Below are 16,443 nucleotides of genomic sequence, written 5' to 3'. Positions count from 1 at the left end.
TTTCCAAAAAAAATCTCCAAAGCCTTACGGCAATGGAGATTATAAAATTTTACGATATAAGTGCTATAAGAAAATCTAATAATTAGGTTTACAAAAATCAAAAAAAACTTATAACACTTATATAACTTATGTGGTTTTAGAAAAAATTATGCGTTGAAAATCTTCTCTTGGTGACCAATACTTTCCTGGTGAATTGCTTTGAACATTCTCAAAACAAACTCCTCAGTAAGACCTTTTTTCTCACCTTCTAAAATCATCTTTCCTAAGATTTCATTCCAACGATTGTTTTGAAGAATCGCAACGTTTGCATCTTTTTTCACCTGACCAATTTCGTCAGCTACTTTCATACGTTTTCCTAAAAGTTCTAATAAGTTAGCATCAAGAACGTCTATGTTAGCTCTTAGTTTAGTCATTTTTTGACTGTACTCATCTGTAGTATCATCCGTTTTTCTGATCGTCAAATCTTTAATGATTTGTTTCAAAGCATCTGGAGTAACTTGCTGCGCAGCATCAGACCAAGCATTATCTGGATCGAAGTGCGTTTCGATAATCATACCATCGTAGTTCAAATCTAAAGCCTCTTGTGTTACTTCAAAAATCATTTTACGATCTCCAGTAATGTGAGATGGATCAATAATTAATGGTAAATCAGGGAATTTATTTTGCAATTCGATAGCAATCTGCCATTCTGGAATGTTTCTGTATTTTGTTTTTTCGTAAGTAGAAAAACCTCTGTGAATAACTCCTAATTTCTCGATTCCAGCCATGTGTAAACGCTCAACACCACCTAACCATAAAGCTAAATCCGGGTTTACAGGGTTTTTAACCAAAACGATTTTATCAGTTCCTTTTAAAGTATCAGCAATTTCCTGAACTGCGAATGGATTTGCAGTTGTACGGGCACCAACCCATAAAACGTCGATATCATGTTCTAAAGCTAGTTTACAGTGAGCCGCAGTTGCAACTTCAGTTCCCATTAATAAACCAGTTTCAGCTTTTGCTTTTTGTAACCATTTTAATCCAATTTCTCCAACACCTTCAAATCCTCCCGGACGCGTTCTTGGTTTCCAGATTCCTGCTCTGAATACACTAACTTTTGAATCTTTTAATTCGTGAGCAATTTTCAATACTTGATCTTCTGTTTCTGCACTACATGGTCCAGCTATCACAAGTGGGTGATTTAAATTGAAATCTTCTAACCACTTTCTCATTTCTTTTTTATTTTCCATCTTAATTTATAGTTTACTTTTTAATTGTTAATCCGTTTAATATCTCTTTTATTTTATTTGTGCTTTCCATTTCTTCAAAAATGGCGTTGTAATTTTCATCTTTCAACAAATCCCTAAACCGACTGAGATTTGAAATATATTCTTCTAATGTTTCCAAAACGTGTTCTTTGTTCTGCTTAAAAATCGGTGTCCACATTGCGGGAGAACTTTTTGCTAAACGAACCGTGCTTTCAAATCCACTTCCCGCCATATCAAAAATATCCTGTTCGTCTTTTTCTTTATTCATTACCGTTTTTCCGAGCATAAACGAACTAATGTGCGACAAATGCGAAACGTAAGCAATGTGTTTATCGTGTGAAGTCGGGTCCATATATCGAATCCTCATTCCTATTTCGCTGAAAAGCTTTAACGCCTTTTCTTGCAATTTAAAAGTGGTTTTTTCCACTTCGCAAATAATGTTTGTTTTTCCTTTAAACAAACCTTTTATCGCCGCCGAAGGCCCTGAGAACTCCGTTCCTGCTATTGGATGCGTAGCAATAAAATTTCTTCTTTTTGGATGACTTGCTACTGCTTCACAAATTGGCTTTTTCGTCGATCCAACTTCAAAAACAATTGTTTTATCTCCAACCGAATCCAGAACTTTAGGCAAAACCGTGAGCGCAACATCAACCGGAACTGAAACGATTACAAAATCGGCTTCTGCCAAATCTTCAAAACTTCCTGCTTCGTCGATAACTCCTAGATCAATGGCTTCCTGTAAATGCTTTTCGTTGCTGTCGATTCCAAAAATGGTTGAATCAGGATGTTGGTCTTTGATGTCCAGCACCATCGAACCGCCTATTAATCCTATTCCTATTACGTATACTTTCATACTATTTCTTTAATTTCCAAATCTTGATTTTTTATTTGTCACCCTGAGCGAAGTCGAAGGGCTTTCCAATTGGAACGTGGGCTTCGACTTCGCTCAGCCTGACAATCTAAAATCTAAAATCTGATATCTAAAATTTTCAAAATCGATCAATCGCTTCTTGTACTTTTTCTTCTTTCACACACAATGAGAATCTGATATATCCTTCACCATTGCTTCCGAAGATTGTTCCCGGTGTAATGAAAATATGTTTCTCGTATAATATTTCGTCAATGAACTTCTCTGCTGATGCTATTCCTTCCGGCAATTTTGCCCAGACAAAAAGCCCAACTCCTTCTTTATACACTTTACAGCCTAATTTTTCTGCCAGTTTTTCTGTTAATTCTCTTCGGCGTCTGTAAATTTTGTTTTGATCTTCGAACCATGATTTATCACATTTTAAAGCGGCGATTGCACCTTTTTGAATTCCGTAGAACATTCCGCTGTCCATGTTGCTTTTTACTTTTAGAACTGCGTCAATAATTTCGGGATTTCCTAAAACCATTCCTACTCTCCAGCCAGCCATGTTGAATGTTTTACTTAATGAATTCAATTCTAAAGCCACCTCTTTTGCACCTTCAACCTGCAATAGACTCATTGGGTTATCATTCAAAACAAAACTATACGGATTGTCGTTGATCAATAATACATTGTGTTTTTTAGCAAATGCTACCAGTTTTTCAAATAACGCTAAACTTCCTCTTGCTCCTGTCGGCATGTGCGGATATCCAAGCCACATAATTTTTACTTTCGAAAGATCTAATTTTTCAAGAGCTTCAAAATCCGGTTCCCATCCATTTTCTTCTTTTAAATCATAATAAACCGGAACTGCCTGAACTAAATTAGTTACCGAAGTATAAGTTGGATAACCTGGATTTGGAATTAAAACGTGATCTCCTTCATTTAAAAATGCTAATGAAATGTGCATAATTCCTTCTTTTGAACCCATTAATGGTAAAATCTCATTATTCGGGTTCAACTCAACACCAAACTGATCTTTATAAAAATCTGCCATCGCCTGCCTCATTTCCGGTAATCCCTGATAGCTTTGATAACCATGTCCGTTTTCGTCTTGAATTGCGGCAGCGACTGCTTCAATTACTGCTTTTGACGGACTCAAATCAGGGCTTCCGATTCCCATATTGATGATCGATTTTCCTTCAGACATTAGTTGACGAACTTCTCTCAATTTTGATGAGAAGTAGTACTCTTCAACTGTATCTAATCTTTTTGCTGTTGTAATCATTTTTTTATTGCTTTAGGCTTTAGGCTCTTTTTTAACTTTCTAACTTTGTGGGCTTCGACTTCGCTCAGCCTGGCAATTTATTATTTCAACTCTTTGGAATTTGGAATTTAAAAAAATTGGAATTTCCTTTTTAAGGTCTTGTATTTTTATATTCTCCTAATACTTTAAAATACTCTGCCATAATGTTTAATAACGCTTTGGCTTTTGCAAAATCTTCGTATTTCTCAAATGTCACGTCTACGAAGAATGAATATTTCCAAGGTGTTTCAATTTTTGGAAGCGACTGGATTTTTGTTAAATTCAACTTGCAGTCACTCATAACATTTAAAACTGCTGCCAAGCTTCCTCTTTTGTGATCTAATTCAAATTTGATTGAGGCTCTGTTGATTTCGCTTTCAGGCAAAAATGAATTTTGCTTTTTAATGATTACGAAACGTGTCATATTGTTTTTTATCGTTTGAATTGATGATGCAATAATATCCAAATCGTACATTTCAGAAGCTGTTACACTTGCAATTGCAGCAATTCCTCTTAACTGTTTTTCCTGAATTCTTCTAGCTGTTTCGGCTGTATCTTTATCCTCGATCAATTTGATATTTGGATATTGTTTCAGGAAATCCATACACTGTAAAAGCGCCATTGGATGTGAATGAACTTCTTTTATATCTTCAATTTTCTGACCTTTCAACGCCATTAAATTCTGCTGAATATTTAAATAATGCTCTCCAATTATGTGCAAATTATTCTTGTCAATCAAAGCATAATTCGGGATAATTGGCCCCGCAATCGAATTTTCGATCGCCATAACTGCCTGATCAGATTTTCCGGCAATAAGGCTGTCAATCAATTCTTCAAAAGACAAACATTCATCAATATCCACATTTTCAGAGAAATACTCCTTTACAACCTGATGATGAAAAGATCCTTTAATACCTTGTATTGCAATTTTAGCTGTCATATAGTCAAAAAAAAATCCTGATTTGCATCAGGATTGTATATTAGTTTTATTTGTCTTAAAATTTTTCTCAAATAACCATAGCACAATCCTGACTTCTACTAAAGAAGAAATAAAAACTGTTGCTAAAATAAAAACGGTTAGTTGCCATTTTGTTTGTGTTATTTTGTAAATTCTCTGCGAATGTATAAATTATTTTTACTGCACCAAAAAAAATATTGCATTTTATGAAACAAAAAGGGATTTCTTAACAAATTTAAGCTGATTTGTATGATAATATAAAAATATGGGCTTAAAATGAGATATTTACAATTGGGTTTTTCTAAGGGACTAAGATGCTGAGTTGCTAAGACTCTGAGTTTTTTACAGTGCTAATCTTTTAGACCAATTTTTAGGAGAACGAGAAGTGTGAAAAATACCAATTACAGATATTTGATCTTTTTCTACTCGATAATGAATTCCATAAGGAAATCTTGAAATAAAATGCATTCTTATATTTTTATACTTCTTTTGAAATAAATCAGGATTTCTTGAAATAGAATCAATTCCTGCTTCCAAACAAAGTTCAAAATCATAAGAAAGCCCAATTCTTTGTTCTTCATACCAAAGAACAATATCTTCGATATCAAATAAAGCCTCTTTTACAAAATGAAGTTTATACACTTATCGCAAAGATTTTAAATGAGCTTTAACCTCATCCCAAGTATACAATTCTGTTTTTCCTTCTTCTAAATTTTGAATACGAATGTCCAGTTCTCTTTTTACTTCATCAGAAATTTCCAAATCTTCTTTAGAAACACTGTCCCACAACTGCTCTGCTAAAACAATTTTTTCAGCATTACTATACTTAGATAGATTTTTGATTTGCATATTATCCGTATTTCTAGTATTATAATGTTACAAATTTAATCAAATTAATTAACTTAAAAGTCTACAATTTACACCAAATCTATCCGCCTCTTCAAAAAATTCCCTAGCCACATTTTCATCTTCAATTTCTAAAATTATTATCTGATCTTCTAAAAGCATATCAGCATTTCTTTTAGATTCAAGTAAAGACAAACTAAGCTTTTCATATTGCAATTTAGTGAGACATACCACCTGCAATCCATATCTCCAACTTTCCATTATTACTTTTGCCATAAAATCTTTATATTAAAAAAGCAGCTATCATTACAATAACTGCTTTTCATATAATTAAAAATCTAAAATCTCAGATCTACAATCTAAAATTATTAAGATCCACACATTTCACAATCTTCAGGATCTGCGGCTTGTGCTTTTAAAAGCATTGCTTTATAATCCTCAACGCTGATTGCTTCAGTTTCAGCAACTAATGATGGAGCTGTTTCTTCTTTTTTATCGTTGTTTAATGTGAATTTAATCGCATCTACAGCCGCTTTTGTTCTTAGGTAATACATTCCTGTTTTTAAACCAGACTGCCAAGCATAAAAGTGCATTGAAGTCAATTTAGAATAGTTTGCATCCTGCATGAACAGGTTTAGCGATTGAGACTGGTCAATGAAATATCCTCTTTGACGAGACATATCGATAATATCTTTCATCGACATTTCCCATACTGTTTTGTATAATTCTTTTAAATCTTGCGGAATAACATCAATATTTTGAACAGATCCGTTATGACGCATAATTTCTTGCTTCAACGTTTCGTTCCACAAACCTAATTTTACTAAATCTTCTAGTAAATGCTTGTTTACTACGATGAACTCTCCAGACAATACACGACGTGTGTAAATGTTTGATGTATATGGTTCAAAAGCTTCGTTGTTTCCTAGAATTTGAGAAGTTGAAGCAGTTGGCATTGGCGCCACTAACAATGAGTTACGAACTCCGTGTTCTACCACTTCTTTTCTTAATGAAGCCCAGTCCCAACGTCCTGATAATTCTTCATCTTTCATTCCCCACATATTGTATTGGAATTCTCCTTTAGACATTGGAGAACCTTCAAATGTTGAATATGGCCCTTCTTCTTTTGCCATTTCCATAGAAGCGGTTACAGCAGCAAAATATAATGTTTCGAAAATCTCCTGGTTTAATTTTTTAGCTTCGTCACTTGTAAACGGTAAACGCAGCATAATAAAAGCATCTGCTAAACCTTGTACACCTAAACCAACCGGACGGTGGCGCATGTTTGAGTTTTCTGCTTCTTTTACTGGGTAATAGTTTCTGTCGATTACTTTGTTCAGGTTACGAGTTACACGTTTTGTAACGTTGTAAAGTGCTTCGTGATCGAATTTTCCGTTTTCAATAAACATTGGTAACGAAATAGAAGCTAAGTTACAAACTGCAATTTCATCTTTAGAAGTAAACTCCATAATCTCTGTACACAAGTTAGAAGAACGAATTGTTCCTAAATTCTTGTGGTTCGATTTACGGTTTGCTGCATCTTTGTACAACATATATGGTGTTCCGGTTTCGATTTGTGATTCAAGGATTTTTTCCCATAATTCACGAGCGCGGATTGTTTTTCTTCCTTTTCCTCTAAATTCATAATCTGTATATAATGCTTCGAATTCATCTCCGTAAACATCATATAATCCCGGACATTCGTTAGGACACATTAAAGTCCAAGTTGAATCTTCCTGAACACGTTTCATGAATAAATCTGAAGTCCACATGGCGAAGAATAAATCTCTCGCACGCATTTCTTCTTTTCCTGTGTTTTTCTTTAAATCTAAGAAATCAAAGATATCAGCATGCCATGTTTCGATATAAATCGCAAAACTTCCTTTACGTTTTCCACCACCTTGATCTACATAACGAGCTGTATCGTTAAATACTCTCAACATTGGAACAATTCCGTTTGAAGTTCCGTTTGTACCACGAATGTAAGATCCTGTTGCACGAACGTTATGAATAGAAAGTCCAATTCCTCCCGCTGACTGCGAAATTTTTGCTGTTTGTTTTAATGTATCATAAATACCATCAATACTATCATCCTGCATTGCCAAAAGGAAACAAGAAGACATTTGAGGCTTTGGAGTTCCTGCATTGAACAACGTTGGCGTTGCGTGCGTAAAGAACTTTTTAGACATTAAATCGTAAGTTTCAATTACTGATTTTAAATCGTCTAAGTGAATACCAACAGAAACACGCATCAACATATGTTGTGGTCTTTCTACGATTTTTCCGTTGATTTTAAGAAGATAAGAACGCTCTAAGGTTTTGAAACCAAAGTAATCGTAATTAAAATCTCTTGTATAAATGATATGAGAATCTAAAAAAGCAGCATTTTCCTGAATCACCTTAAATACGTCATCAGCAATTAATGGCGCATCCTGACCATTTCTTGGATTTACGTAGTGATACATATCTTTCATCGTTTCTGAGAAAGATTTTTTTGTATTTGAATGTAAATTAGAAATCGCCACACGAGCTGCTAATTGTGCATAATCTGGATGTGCAATAGTCATAGATGCCGCAGTTTCTGCCGCAAGATTATCCAATTCAGAAGTAGAAACTCCATCATACAATCCTTCGATAACTCTCATTGCTACCTTAACCGGATCTACAAGCTCATTCAGGCCGTAACACAATTTTTTGATTCTTTCTGTAATCTTGTCAAACATTACAGGCTCTCTGTGTCCATCTCTTTTTACTACATACATAAGCTTACTTTTTAAAGTTATTGAATAAATGAAAGTAACTAGAAAACGAATTCCAGTCCTTAAACATTGCGTGTTTTTAAATTATTTTTCGAGAATTACAGGATTCTCAATAGTTGTCCTTTCCCAATTTGAATATCAAACCGAAAAGCCGTTAAAATTGCTATTAAATCTCCGATTTGGGTGATAGAGATTTAACCTAAAATGTTCTGTAAAAATTAATCCGGGCTTTAGATAAAATTATCCCGAATTAAAAAAATGCTGTTGTTCTAAAAATCTGCGTCAAATGAAATTTTTTGAGCATCGCTGTCTGTGTTCATAACGCCAGATTTTTGATACTCGGCAACACGTTTTTCAAAGAAATTAGTTTTTCCCTGAAGAGAAATCATGTCCATGAAATCGAATGGATTTGCTGATCCGTATACACGCTCGCAACCTAATTCAACCAAAAGTCTATCTGCGACGAACTCCAGGTACTGTGTCATTAAACCTGCATTCATTCCAATTAAACTTACCGGAAGAGATTCTGTTACAAACTGTCTTTCGATATCCAGTGCATCAACAATAATTTCTTTGATTCTGTCTTTTGGTACTTTGTTTACCAAATGGTGATTATGCAAGTGAACTGCAAAATCACAATGTACGCCTTCGTCACGAGAAATCAACTCATTAGAGAAAGTTAAACCTGGCATTAAACCACGTTTTTTCAACCAATAAATTGAACAGAAAGCACCTGAGAAAAAGATTCCTTCAACAGCAGCAAAAGCAATAAGTCTTTCTGCAAATGAATCAGACTCGATCCATTTTAAAGCCCATTCTGCTTTTTTAGCAATTGCAGGAAAAACTTCTAAAGCATTAAACAATTCTGCTTTTTCTGCTTCATCTTTTACATAAGTATCTATTAATAGTGAATAGGTCTCACTATGAATATTCTCCATCATGATTTGAAATCCGTAGAAAAATTTTGCCTCAGCATATTGAACTTCGTTTACAAAGTTCTCAGCAAGGTTTTCATTTACGATTCCGTCAGAAGCAGCAAAGAATGCTAAAATGTGTTTAATGAAATATCTTTCGTCATCATTAAGTTTATTATTCCAATCTGTCAAGTCCTGGTGCAAATCGATTTCTTCAGCAGTCCAGAAACTAGCCTCCATTTTTTTATACCATTCCCAAATATCATGATGTTTGATAGGAAAAATAACGAAACGATTTTTATTTTCTTGTAAGATTGGCTCTACTTGTGACATGACAAATTTTGTTAAATTTTTATACTGAAACTTTACTAATTCAGTAGACTACAAAGATTGTCATTTCACGCCAAAAATGAAAGCCAAACTTATTCACAATTTGATGTAGTTTTTAACAACGGCCTAAATTTGAAACATTTTTCATACAATAATTAAATTACTGTAAATGAACACATTAAACACATCAATTATACCTTGAAGCCCCGTAGAATATAGACTTTTAAATATAAAAAGCAAGAAATTTTAAATTGTTTTGAAAAGTTTTTTTTGAGTCAAAACTTTATTTTTTTGAGTCAAAACAGGCCTTCTCAAAAAGGTATTTTTTACACTTTAATTTTTAAGAATTTTTAAGTTCCTGAGCTACCTTTTCAAGTTCTAAATACCAGTCTTCGCCAAAACGACGAATCAGGGCTTCTTTCACAAATTTATATACGGGAACTTCTAATTCTTTTCCTAAAGAGCAGGCATCATCACAAATATCCCATTTGTCATAATTTACCGCTGCAAATTCTGTGAAGTCTTTTACACGAATTGGATATAAATGGCAGGAAACCGGTTTTTTCCAATCTACGATTCCTTCATTATAAGCTTGCTCGATTCCGCAAAGCGCAGTTTTTCCATCAAAAATAACATAAGCACAATCTTTATTATCGATAAGCGGCGTTTCAAGATCACCGTCGGTTCCTTTAACCCAGCTTCCCTGTGCTTCGATTGCAGCAATTCCTTCTTTTCTTAAAAAAGGTTTCACTTTTGGATAAATTTCTTCTAAGATTTTAGTTTCTGCTTCATTCAAAGGCGCGCCCGCATCTCCATCAACACAACAGGCCCCTTTACAAGCTGACAAATTGCATACAAATTCTTTTTCCAGAATGTCCTCTGAAACAATAGTTTTCCCTAACTGAAACATGATAATAAAATACGCTAAATTTATAAAGTGCAAAGATAGTCAAAGAAAACGGATAAAAAATTTACCGCAAAGATTCACAAAGGCTTTCACAAAGATTCGCAAAGAATAATTCAGTTTTTACTCTTTTCGCAATTTTAGCTTGTGAATCTTTGCGAGGAAACTTTGCGATACTCTGCGGCAAAAACAACAATTGTTACAAATATCACTTTTTTAACCACAAAACCATGTTTTTATAACAAAAGTGAATTGTACCGAAAAAACACCTAACTTTATTAACTACTTTTGCAGCAGTTTTTTAAACCCTTAAAATCAAAGCGATATGTTAGATATAGACTTCAAAGAAATCATTACAGTAAGCATGGTACTTTTTGCCGTAATTGATATTGTAGGTTCAATTCCAATTATCGTGAACTTAAGAGCAAAGGTTGGACACATTGAATCCGAGAAAGCTTCGATTGTTGCGGGAATGATTATGATTGTTTTTCTTTTTGTTGGAGAAGGATTATTAAACCTTATTGGTATTGATGTTCATTCATTTGCTGTTGCCGGTTCTTTTGTATTGTTTTTCCTGGCTTTAGAAATGATTTTAGGAATCCGTATTTATCGTGACGAAGAGCCGGGCTCTGCCTCTATTGTGCCATTGGCATTTCCATTAATCGCCGGAGCGGGAACTATGACTACTTTACTTTCTCTTCGATCTCAGTTTCATACTATTAATATAATCATTGCCATTTTACTTAATATTATATTGGTTTATGTTGTTTTGAAATCTTCTAAAAAAATCGAAAATTTACTAGGAGAAAACGGACTTGGCGTGGTCCGCAAGACATTTGGAGTGATACTTTTAGCAATTGCTGTTAAATTATTCGCTGCTAATGTTAAAGGTTTGTTTGTCTAAGATTTATTTTTATACTTTTACCCCCATTAAATTTATAAAATACAACTTTAAGGCATTTTTTATTAGAGTTTTACTTTGATATTTTTATACAAACAAAACAACCAATATGAAAATCTTCACTTCAATCTTAGTGCTTTTAGCATTAGCTTTAATTGTGTTTAATATTACGCTATTAGACTTTACAAATCCTTTTCAAGGAGACAGTATGGTAGCTTTTATTGGAATCGCAGCTTCATTTTGCGCCGTGTTGATTCTTTTGATTTTTAGAATTTCAAAAAGAATTGAAGAAAAAACAAACGGTCGATAATATATGTTTGACGTTTTAATTATCGGCGGGGGTGTATCAGGCATGTCTTGTGCCTTAGTTTTGGGATCTGCTAAAAACAAAGCTTTTGCTACCGACAAAAAAATCGGAATTTTTACACATCAGAAAAACTCTTCTTTACAAGAGGCGATTTTCTACAATGCTTATGGCATTACGCCAGGCAAATTAGGTTCTGAATTACTGGAAGAAAGTACGCAGGATTTAGCAGCATCTTATCCGCATATCGAACAGATTGCAAATGAAAAAGTAATTAAAGTGGAAGGTTCTTTTCCTTTGTTTACTGTTATTACGAACAAAAACTCTTATCAAACAAAAAGTATCGTTGTGGGAATTGGTTCTGCCAATACTTTTGATATTGAAGGTTTGACACAATATATTGAACCGCATAAAAAAGCACTTCCGGAAAAACAGCGTATTCAGCTTAAAAACGAAGATCATAAAGTTGATGACGGCATTTATGTTATTGGAACTTTAGCAGGATGGAGAAGCCAACTGGCGATTGCTGCGGGAAGCGGCGCTGCTGTTGCTACAGATATTCTAACTTTATGGAATAACGGAACACAGACTCATTCGCACGACAGCATTCGATAAAATTATTAAACCATATAAGTTATATAAGTTCATATTATACTTTGCGTATAAAAATTAAATGAACTTATATAACTTATATGGTTTAAAAAAATATTTTATGTTAGGCTACTTTACCGAAACGATCTGTGTTACTTTGATATGGTTTTCGTCGTCTGTTTTCCAGATTTCTCCTTTTAATGACACTACATCTCCAATTTTTAGTTGTTTGTAATTTTGCGGACCGCCAACATTTACAATGCTGATTGTTGCAAAATATACTTCTTTTGTGTCGGTATTAATTTTTGCCGTGTAACCGTCTTTTCCAGATTCTATTGATTCTACTTTTCCTGAAACAGCACTATTTTTATCATTTTTCATAGTTGTACAAGAGATTACAAAAGTCATTAAAACGACAAGGAAACTTATTCTTTTTAGATTTTTCATGTTTTGAGATTTTTAACCGCGAAGTACGCTAATATTTATGCAGGGTTCGCTAAGTTTTGTTTTATGTTACTATTAAGTTTCCTTTCAAAATTTATGCCAGCTGAACGCAGCTTCCGGCAATAACTTTTAAATTACCATCAAATTGTTTCCAGATTCTTATGTATTTCAAAATGCCATTAATGGGATTATTGTCGTAAGTTCCTTTTAATGAAACAGAAACGGCAACTACAGCAGCATCACCTATAATATTTATAATTTGGTCTGAAGCTTCGAGAGAATCAATTTTCATTTTACCTGAACGATAGGAATTCAAATCAAATTCTTTTGTGATGGTTTCTCCAGTTGGTAAATTGAAAAGCAAATCGTCGTGAAGGATTTGTTCTAAAACAGAAACATCGGCGTTTTTAATTGCGGTTAAAAGTTCAATTTCGGCATTTACAATTAGATCTTTTTCCATCAAATTAGAATTTTAAGGATTATTTCTTCGGATTCAAAATTGTTTTAATCATGGCATCATCTTTTAAAATAACATCATAATAATACATTTCGCCATATAACTGACGGGCAAATTCAGCTGTAATATATCGGTTTACCAATACTTTGGTTTTGTCTAATTTAAGATCTAAACCTGTCAGTAAAATATAGTTTTTAAACTTTTTGAAATAAGCATCCGAGCTTTTCATTTTCTCCAAAAACTCATTAAACTTAAGTCCTGCAAAAGCATTTCGGTTTTTATCTAATTCTTCAAAAACAAAATGACCCACGATTCCCGTTTGAAGCAAATAAGCCACATTTTCGTTCCCGTGCTCTGCTTCCATCGGAACAAAAACATCCGGAACGATTCCGCCGCCGCCGTAAACGATTTTACCTTTTGGTGTTTTAAATTTTAAAGAATCAGCCACTTTTATGCTGTCTTTTGCGTACAATTCGCCAGAATTTATTCTTGATTCTGATTCTTTAAAATATTCTTCATTTCCTTTTTTATACGGTTTTTGAATGGATCTTCCGGTTGGCGTATAATATCTCGCAACGGTTAAACGAACAGCAGATCCATCGTTAAAATCCATTTCGCGCTGTACTAAACCTTTTCCGAAAGAACGACGTCCAACAATTGTTCCGCGGTCGCTGTCCTGAATTGCTCCGGCCAGAATTTCACTCGCAGAAGCACTGTTTTCGTTAATTAAAACATATACTTTTCCGGTTTCAAAACTTCCGGCTTTTGTCGCGTATGTTTTTTCAGTTGTTCCGTTTTTATTTTTGGTAAAAACGATCAGTTGTTTGTCTTTTAAAAATTCATCGGCAATTGCAATCGCTTCTTCCATATAACCGCCGCCATTATCGCGAAGATCTATTACAAGCGACTGAATTCCTTTTTGTTTTAAACGCGTTAAACCGGTTTTGAATTCATTAAAAGTGGTTTCGGCAAAACGATTGATTTTGATGTAACCCGTATTATTTCCAATTAATAAAGAAGCATCGACACTTTTTATCGGAATAACATCTCTTTTAATTTTAAATTTCAGTTTCTTTTGCTCTGATTTTCTAAAAACAGTCAATTCAATTTCAGAGCCTTTGATTCCTTTTAATTTAGAAAATAAACTGTCAGACGGTAATCTTCTGCCATACAATTTGGTTTTTCCGGCATATAAAATCCTGTCGCCCGATTTTAATCCTGCTTTCGCAGAAGGTCCGTTTTCGACTGGTTTTATAATCGCAACAGAATCTTTGTACATATAGAAATTGATTCCGATTCCCACGAAATCCCCTTTCATGCTTTCGGCAACTTCGGCTTGTTCGCTTGGCGGAATATAAACAGAATGCGGATCTAATTTTGAGAGTATATTATCGACTGTAAGGTTTACAATCGAATCTGTGTTGACGCTGTCAACATATTCGGTATTGATAAAATCAATGAGTTTATTCAGCTTGGTTTTGGAGTAATTTTTAGCCAAAAGCTGATCATCTGCGGAAGAGTTTGTTAAACTTCCGATTACGATTCCGATGGCAAGAGTTGCCCCGATAATCATTGGCAGATATTTTGGATTAAATTTCATTATTCTTCTAAAACAGGAATATGTTCGACTTCGATGCCTGCTTTTATTAAAAACTGAATTCCCGAATCATCGCGGTATCCATCTTGATACACTACTCTTTTTATCCCGGATTGGTGTATTAATTTACTGCATTCTTTGCAAGGCGAAAGTGTAATATACAAGGTTGCACCTTCACAAGACTGTGTCGATCTGGCAACTTTTAGGATTGCATTTGCCTCGGCGTGCAAAACATCCCAGCGTGTTAATCCGTCTTCATCTTCGCAGCAATTTTCAAATCCCGATGGCGTTCCGTTATAGCCGTCAGAAATGATCATTCTGTCTTTTACAATAATAGCTCCAACTTGTTTACGCTTGCAGTAAGATAATAAACTCCATTCTTTCGCGATTCGCAAATAAGCTTTATCGTATTTATTTAATTTTTTTACTTCCATTTATTTTATCTGTTCCAAATTGGACTTTCAATAATCATGGGAATTACAACTCCAATAATAAAAGCTGACATTACCAGTGCCCAATCGCGTTTTGAAAAACGAAATACTGTTTGTACAATATAGGATATTACCAAAACTACAAATACAACTACCAGCTGTGCGGCTTCTATTCCTAAAGCAAATTCTCCTAAAGGCAATAATTTTGAACTTGCCGATCCTCCTAAAATTGTTTTAAAATAGTTTGAGAATCCAAGTCCGTGTATAATTCCAAAGAACAAAGTCACAAAAAATACCACATTTACGCCATCATTTTTAGTTGCTTTTCCTGCAGTAAAAAGATGGTACAATGCCGTGATCAAAATCGTAATAGGAATTAAAAATTCAACGATATTTACTTTTATGGCAATTATTCCGAAAACAGAAAGTATTAAAGCTAAGGTGTGTCCAATTGTAAAAACGGAAACCAAAAGCAATATACGTTTCCAGTCTTTAAATGAATACGGAACAGTTAATGCAATTAAAAAAAGAACGTGATCGTAAGCGTTGATATCTAATACATGCTTTAATCCTATTTGAAAATAAATCCAAAATTGCGACATACGGGTAATACTATTAAATGATTAGGGGTTGTAAACTTACGATTTATTTTGAAGAATTTACGATGCGGATTCTTAAAACAATAAGTAAAAATAAGTTAAATTTATGAGAAATTTAAAATCGTTAAATTAAAATAAGATTTATCTTTGCTCAATAAAAACTTATTTTAATTATGCCATTTTCAGAATTATTTGATAACGAATTCAAACAAAGAAACAGAGGTCATTTCTCTGCAATTGTGCGTGTAGCGTTTGCTGACGGAAAAGTAAGTCCAGAAGAAAAAGACTTTTTGGACAAATTAGCTTCAAGATTAGAGATTTCAGAAGAAGAATATACTGAGATTCTTAAAAATCCTTTGAAATATCCAATAAATCCGCCGTACTTGTACTCGCAGCGATTAGAGCGTTTGTATGATTTGGGAAGGATGATTCATGTTGATCACCATTTAGGAGATCAGCAGGAAGTAATGTTAACCCGTATGGGATTAGCTTTAGGATTTACTCCAGGAAACGTAAATTATATTATTAGAAAAGCATTGTCTTTAATTGACAAAAAAGTTGATTTAGATACTTTCCTTTTCGAAATGGAGAATATGAACAAATAATATTTAGTTTGCAGTTTTCAGTCACATTTTACATTTTGTGCTGAAACTTCATGCTTATATCAAATTATAAACCCGACGGATTTTAAAAAATCTGTCGGGTTTTGTTTTTTAGCAAACCTGTAAATGCAAATTTGGTTTTGCTTAATTTCGAAATATCTCTTCATTCAACTGGACTGAAGTCCAGCCCTACAATATGGCTCGAGCCGGCTCTTTTTAAAGTTCCAAAGGAACGAATTATATTGTAGGGTCGGACTTTAGTTCGGTTTGATATATGAGAATGCGAAAAATTTTAAACCCGACAGATTTTGAAAATCTGTCGGGTTTGTTTTTTAGCAAACCTGTAAATGTAAATTTGGTTTTGCTTAATTTCGAAATATCTCTTCATTCAACTGGACTAAAGTCC

At 33.9% G+C, this 16,443-nt stretch carries 19 protein-coding genes; 4 read left to right on the top strand and 15 right to left on the bottom strand.

Features of this window, described 5'->3' with window-relative positions:
- Positions 1-146: 146 nt before the first annotated feature.
- The 10 genes from ACODSB_RS20275 to ACODSB_RS20230 all read right to left on the bottom strand — a co-directional run bounded on the left by ACODSB_RS20275 (position 147) and on the right by ACODSB_RS20230 (position 10,117).
- Positions 147-1,229, bottom strand: coding sequence for a bifunctional 3-deoxy-7-phosphoheptulonate synthase/chorismate mutase type II (locus ACODSB_RS20275; RefSeq protein WP_053472520.1), 1,083 nt, complete (start codon positions 1,227-1,229; stop codon positions 147-149).
- A gap of 13 nt (positions 1,230-1,242) precedes the next feature.
- Complete coding sequence (locus ACODSB_RS20270; protein WP_053472519.1) at positions 1,243-2,100, bottom strand: prephenate dehydrogenase; 858 nt, start codon at positions 2,098-2,100, stop codon at positions 1,243-1,245.
- A 136-nt stretch (positions 2,101-2,236) separates the two neighbouring features.
- Positions 2,237-3,382 (bottom strand): pyridoxal phosphate-dependent aminotransferase, encoded by a 1,146-nt coding sequence (locus ACODSB_RS20265; protein WP_488938352.1) that lies wholly within the window; start codon positions 3,380-3,382, stop codon positions 2,237-2,239.
- Positions 3,383-3,512: 130 nt separating this feature from the next.
- Entirely contained in the window at positions 3,513-4,340 is an 828-nt protein-coding gene (locus ACODSB_RS20260) for a prephenate dehydratase (RefSeq protein ID WP_488938351.1), read from the bottom strand.
- Positions 4,341-4,700: 360 nt separating this feature from the next.
- Positions 4,701-5,000: a type II toxin-antitoxin system RelE/ParE family toxin gene (locus ACODSB_RS20255; RefSeq protein WP_488938350.1), complete on the bottom strand. Its 300-nt coding sequence runs from the start codon at positions 4,998-5,000 to the stop codon at positions 4,701-4,703.
- Positions 5,001-5,207 (bottom strand): addiction module protein, encoded by a 207-nt coding sequence (locus tag ACODSB_RS20250; RefSeq protein ID WP_488938349.1) that lies wholly within the window; start codon positions 5,205-5,207, stop codon positions 5,001-5,003. It abuts the gene before it with no gap.
- Between the two features lie 48 nt (positions 5,208-5,255).
- Positions 5,256-5,480 carry a hypothetical protein gene (locus ACODSB_RS20245; RefSeq protein WP_488938348.1) on the bottom strand — a complete coding sequence of 75 codons (225 nt, stop codon included), beginning with the start codon at positions 5,478-5,480 and terminating at the stop codon, positions 5,256-5,258.
- Between the two features lie 92 nt (positions 5,481-5,572).
- On the bottom strand, positions 5,573-7,966 hold the full coding sequence (locus ACODSB_RS20240; RefSeq protein WP_256636181.1) for a ribonucleoside-diphosphate reductase subunit alpha: 2,394 nt from the start codon (positions 7,964-7,966) through the stop codon (positions 5,573-5,575).
- Between the two features lie 266 nt (positions 7,967-8,232).
- On the bottom strand, positions 8,233-9,210 hold the full coding sequence (locus ACODSB_RS20235; RefSeq protein WP_053472511.1) for a ribonucleotide-diphosphate reductase subunit beta: 978 nt from the start codon (positions 9,208-9,210) through the stop codon (positions 8,233-8,235).
- Positions 9,211-9,547: 337 nt separating this feature from the next.
- On the bottom strand, positions 9,548-10,117 hold the full coding sequence (locus tag ACODSB_RS20230) for a DUF3109 family protein (protein WP_488938347.1): 570 nt from the start codon (positions 10,115-10,117) through the stop codon (positions 9,548-9,550).
- Positions 10,118-10,436: 319 nt separating this feature from the next.
- On the opposite strand from ACODSB_RS20230, the gene ACODSB_RS20225 reads away from it, so the two are divergent.
- The 3 genes from ACODSB_RS20225 (at position 10,437) to ACODSB_RS20215 (ending at position 11,931) form a co-directional block, all read left to right on the top strand.
- Positions 10,437-11,015, top strand: a complete 579-nt coding sequence (locus ACODSB_RS20225) for a MarC family protein (protein ID WP_053472509.1) — start codon at positions 10,437-10,439, stop codon at positions 11,013-11,015.
- Between the two features lie 106 nt (positions 11,016-11,121).
- Positions 11,122-11,322 (top strand): hypothetical protein, encoded by a 201-nt coding sequence (locus ACODSB_RS20220; protein WP_053472508.1) that lies wholly within the window; start codon positions 11,122-11,124, stop codon positions 11,320-11,322.
- Positions 11,323-11,325: 3 nt separating this feature from the next.
- Positions 11,326-11,931: an FAD-dependent oxidoreductase gene (locus ACODSB_RS20215; RefSeq protein WP_488938346.1), complete on the top strand. Its 606-nt coding sequence runs from the start codon at positions 11,326-11,328 to the stop codon at positions 11,929-11,931.
- Between the two features lie 105 nt (positions 11,932-12,036).
- On the opposite strand, the gene ACODSB_RS20210 is transcribed toward ACODSB_RS20215, so the two are convergent.
- From ACODSB_RS20210 to ACODSB_RS20190, 5 genes are all read right to left on the bottom strand, one after another.
- Entirely contained in the window at positions 12,037-12,354 is a 318-nt protein-coding gene (locus ACODSB_RS20210) for a hypothetical protein (protein WP_053472506.1), read from the bottom strand.
- Between the two features lie 91 nt (positions 12,355-12,445).
- Positions 12,446-12,811 (bottom strand): nuclear transport factor 2 family protein, encoded by a 366-nt coding sequence (locus tag ACODSB_RS20205; RefSeq protein WP_488938345.1) that lies wholly within the window; start codon positions 12,809-12,811, stop codon positions 12,446-12,448.
- 19 nt (positions 12,812-12,830) lie between these two features.
- The gene (locus tag ACODSB_RS20200; RefSeq protein ID WP_488938344.1) at positions 12,831-14,408 is read right to left on the bottom strand and encodes a S41 family peptidase; all 1,578 of its coding nucleotides are present in this window, start codon (positions 14,406-14,408) and stop codon (positions 12,831-12,833) included.
- Positions 14,408-14,839 carry a deoxycytidylate deaminase gene (locus ACODSB_RS20195; protein WP_073485382.1) on the bottom strand — a complete coding sequence of 144 codons (432 nt, stop codon included), beginning with the start codon at positions 14,837-14,839 and terminating at the stop codon, positions 14,408-14,410. Before ACODSB_RS20195 ends, ACODSB_RS20200 begins: the two co-directional genes overlap by 1 nt.
- Before the next feature lie 5 nt (positions 14,840-14,844).
- The gene (locus ACODSB_RS20190) at positions 14,845-15,438 is read right to left on the bottom strand and encodes a HupE/UreJ family protein (RefSeq protein WP_053472502.1); all 594 of its coding nucleotides are present in this window, start codon (positions 15,436-15,438) and stop codon (positions 14,845-14,847) included.
- Positions 15,439-15,608: 170 nt separating this feature from the next.
- On the opposite strand from ACODSB_RS20190, the gene ACODSB_RS20185 reads away from it, so the two are divergent.
- A complete protein-coding gene (locus tag ACODSB_RS20185; protein WP_053472501.1) occupies positions 15,609-16,040 on the top strand; it encodes a tellurite resistance TerB family protein in 432 nt (143 codons plus the stop codon).
- The last annotated feature ends 403 nt before the right edge of the window (positions 16,041-16,443 follow it).

The sequence above is a fragment of the Flavobacterium sp. FG68 genome, assembly GCF_057808895.1.
This window is presented reverse-complemented; position numbering and strand designations above follow the sequence as displayed.

Excerpts from the sequence above, each read along its gene's own strand:
- ACODSB_RS20250 (WP_488938349.1), bottom strand. The coding sequence starts at position 5,207 with ATGCAAATCAAAAATCTATCTAAGTATAGTAATGCTGAAAAAATTGTT.
- ACODSB_RS20260 (WP_488938351.1), bottom strand. The coding sequence starts at position 4,340 with ATGACAGCTAAAATTGCAATACAAGGTATTAAAGGATCTTTTCATCAT.
- ACODSB_RS20200 (WP_488938344.1), bottom strand. The coding sequence starts at position 14,408 with ATGAAATTTAATCCAAAATATCTGCCAATGATTATCGGGGCAACTCTT.
- ACODSB_RS20270 (WP_053472519.1), bottom strand. The coding sequence starts at position 2,100 with ATGAAAGTATACGTAATAGGAATAGGATTAATAGGCGGTTCGATGGTG.
- ACODSB_RS20235 (WP_053472511.1), bottom strand. The coding sequence starts at position 9,210 with ATGTCACAAGTAGAGCCAATCTTACAAGAAAATAAAAATCGTTTCGTT.
- ACODSB_RS20190 (WP_053472502.1), bottom strand. The coding sequence starts at position 15,438 with ATGTCGCAATTTTGGATTTATTTTCAAATAGGATTAAAGCATGTATTA.
- ACODSB_RS20210 (WP_053472506.1), bottom strand. The coding sequence starts at position 12,354 with ATGAAAAATCTAAAAAGAATAAGTTTCCTTGTCGTTTTAATGACTTTT.
- ACODSB_RS20240 (WP_256636181.1), bottom strand. The coding sequence starts at position 7,966 with ATGTATGTAGTAAAAAGAGATGGACACAGAGAGCCTGTAATGTTTGAC.
- ACODSB_RS20245 (WP_488938348.1), bottom strand. The coding sequence starts at position 5,480 with ATGGCAAAAGTAATAATGGAAAGTTGGAGATATGGATTGCAGGTGGTA.
- ACODSB_RS20275 (WP_053472520.1), bottom strand. The coding sequence starts at position 1,229 with ATGGAAAATAAAAAAGAAATGAGAAAGTGGTTAGAAGATTTCAATTTA.
- ACODSB_RS20195 (WP_073485382.1), bottom strand. The coding sequence starts at position 14,839 with ATGGAAGTAAAAAAATTAAATAAATACGATAAAGCTTATTTGCGAATC.
- ACODSB_RS20215 (WP_488938346.1), top strand. The coding sequence starts at position 11,326 with ATGTTTGACGTTTTAATTATCGGCGGGGGTGTATCAGGCATGTCTTGT.
- ACODSB_RS20220 (WP_053472508.1), top strand. The coding sequence starts at position 11,122 with ATGAAAATCTTCACTTCAATCTTAGTGCTTTTAGCATTAGCTTTAATT.
- ACODSB_RS20205 (WP_488938345.1), bottom strand. The coding sequence starts at position 12,811 with ATGGAAAAAGATCTAATTGTAAATGCCGAAATTGAACTTTTAACCGCA.
- ACODSB_RS20225 (WP_053472509.1), top strand. The coding sequence starts at position 10,437 with ATGTTAGATATAGACTTCAAAGAAATCATTACAGTAAGCATGGTACTT.
- ACODSB_RS20230 (WP_488938347.1), bottom strand. The coding sequence starts at position 10,117 with ATGTTTCAGTTAGGGAAAACTATTGTTTCAGAGGACATTCTGGAAAAA.
- ACODSB_RS20265 (WP_488938352.1), bottom strand. The coding sequence starts at position 3,382 with ATGATTACAACAGCAAAAAGATTAGATACAGTTGAAGAGTACTACTTC.
- ACODSB_RS20185 (WP_053472501.1), top strand. The coding sequence starts at position 15,609 with ATGCCATTTTCAGAATTATTTGATAACGAATTCAAACAAAGAAACAGA.